Raw genomic sequence first — 1,895 nt, 5'->3', positions numbered from 1 at the left:
CGCCCCGGCCCGGCCGGGGCGGCCCCCGCCCGTTCACCGACGTCAACACACGGAGATCACACATGGACTGGAGCGCCTACGTAGAGCTGGAGGCCCCGGACGTGGCCGAGGAGTCCGTCGACGCCCTGCACGATGCCCTGGCCGACAACTTCGCGTCGATCGGGCAGTCCCCCACGGGCCACCTCTTCGCGCAGCTGTCCGTCGACGCCGCCACGGCGCGGCAGGCGATCGACGCCGCGCTCAAGGCAGTGACCGGCGCCGCCCGCGTGCACAAGATCGCGACAGGCGTGCGGTGCGTGGAGCTGGTGACAGCCGAGGAGCTTGACCGCCGCAACGCCGCCCCCACTACGCCCGAACTCGCTGGCATCTCCGAGATCAAGGAGATCCTGGGAGTGGCCTCCCGGCAGCGGGCGCAGCAGATCACCAAGCACCCGGACTTCCCGCCCCCCGTCGCCCAGCTGCACTCCGGGCCCATCTACATCGCAGCTCAGGTACGGGACTACGCCGGCAGGCCACGCCCCTCCGGACGGCCGAGGAAGACCGCCCAGGCCGTGGCCTAGACCGCCCCGCCATCAACCTCATCGAGGAGGCAGTAGCCGTGAAGAACGTGGCCCAGATCCGTCGGGAGTCGGTCGAGAAGTATGGGCCCGAGCCGGTCACCGCCGAAGAGCGGCTGGCACATGTGCTGGCCGTCTACGCGGACGAGCCCGACACCTGGATGGTGGTGGAGGGCACCAACAACATGTACGGCGACGGGGTGCGCACGGGGCTGACCATGGGCGACCTGCGGGAACTGCACACCCGCCTCGCCGGTGAATGAGCTATTCCTCCGCCGTGTCTCTGGCCCATGGTCCGAGGGGCTGTGAAGGCCGTCCGGCGTCCGTTGGCCAGCGCTACGGTGGCGGCATGAGCGTCGAGGCCGTGACCGTCGGCCCGCGGCCCGTCCGCTGCTCGCCCGTTCGTGCCGGCTGCTCGTCGCCGCCGCGGTGTAGGAGGTCTCGTCCGGCCCCTGCCGTCTCGCGTACGTCGCGGGGCTCAGTCCCCGCTCGGCCTGGACGGCGCGTCCCGTCCCGCCGACGGGACGGGACGCGACACGGCGCCCGGGCCGTCGTCGGCCGTCGCGATCGCCCGGTTGCCGCTTCGCCGGCAGCGCTCTACGGCCCGCTCGCTCGCACGGCGCCATCCGGCTGCGGGTGAACTGCTGTCGTCCCGCCGGGTGTTCGGCTGCGGCTGCTCGCGCTGCTGCGGGTGAACTGCTGTCGTCCCGCCGGGTGTTCGGCTGCGGCTGCTCGCGCTGCTCCTCGATGCCGCGTCCGCCGCGGGTTCGTCGTTCGGCGGCCGGTGTGACGTCGCCCCGCCCGTCCCAGCGTGGCCTGTCGTCGGCTGGCGCCTCGCCGGTCGTTGTCGCGTTGCCGTTTCAGGTGGCAGCGCGCGCCCCGCTTCGCCAGCTTGTCGTGCTCGGTGTCGGCTCCGGGGCTGCGCCGTGCGCGGTCCGTGCTCGGCGAGTCGTCGGCGCCGTCGCTGTTCGGGCTGTTGCCACTTCAGGTGGCAACGCCGAGGCCCTGTTTCCTGTTTCCCGGGCGCGTTCGAGCGGGTACGGACCGCCGTCGCGCGGTCGGCTCCGGCCCGTACGGTCGCTGCTCCACCGGCCCGGCCATGCTGGCGGCGATCCTCGACCGCCCGCTGCTGTCCGCCGAGTTCGGCGCCGCACGTCTGCTGGTCGCCGAGGAGCACCAGGGGCCGGTCGTGGCCCTCGCGCATGCGCTGCCACCGGTGGAGTGGCTGATGTCGATGGACGACCAGCTCGGGCGGGAGCTGTGCGCGCTGCTGTCGCGGTCGCTCGTGGAGCTGGAGGCGGTCGCGGTGGCCCCCGGCGCCCGCGGCCGCGGTCTGGG

General features: G+C 73.2%; 2 protein-coding genes and 1 pseudogene. All 3 read left to right on the top strand.

Annotation, left to right across the window (positions count from 1 at the left end; genetic code table 11):
- A partial coding sequence (locus AN218_RS37470) for a hypothetical protein (RefSeq protein ID WP_216311756.1) occupies positions 1 to 560 on the top strand: 560 nt, incomplete at its 5' end.
- A 38-nt stretch (positions 561 to 598) separates the two neighbouring features.
- The gene (locus AN218_RS12580; RefSeq protein ID WP_070016936.1) at positions 599 to 820 is read left to right on the top strand and encodes a hypothetical protein; all 222 of its coding nucleotides are present in this window, start codon (positions 599 to 601) and stop codon (positions 818 to 820) included.
- An 836-nt stretch (positions 821 to 1,656) separates the two neighbouring features.
- Positions 1,657 to 1,895: pseudogene (locus tag AN218_RS12575) on the top strand (hypothetical protein); the annotation flags it as partial.

Source organism: Streptomyces nanshensis, from assembly GCF_001751255.1.
Lineage (GTDB): Bacteria > Actinomycetota > Actinomycetes > Streptomycetales > Streptomycetaceae > Streptomyces > Streptomyces nanshensis_A.
Note: the sequence above shows the minus strand (reverse complement) of the source record. Positions and strands in the feature narration are given on the sequence as shown.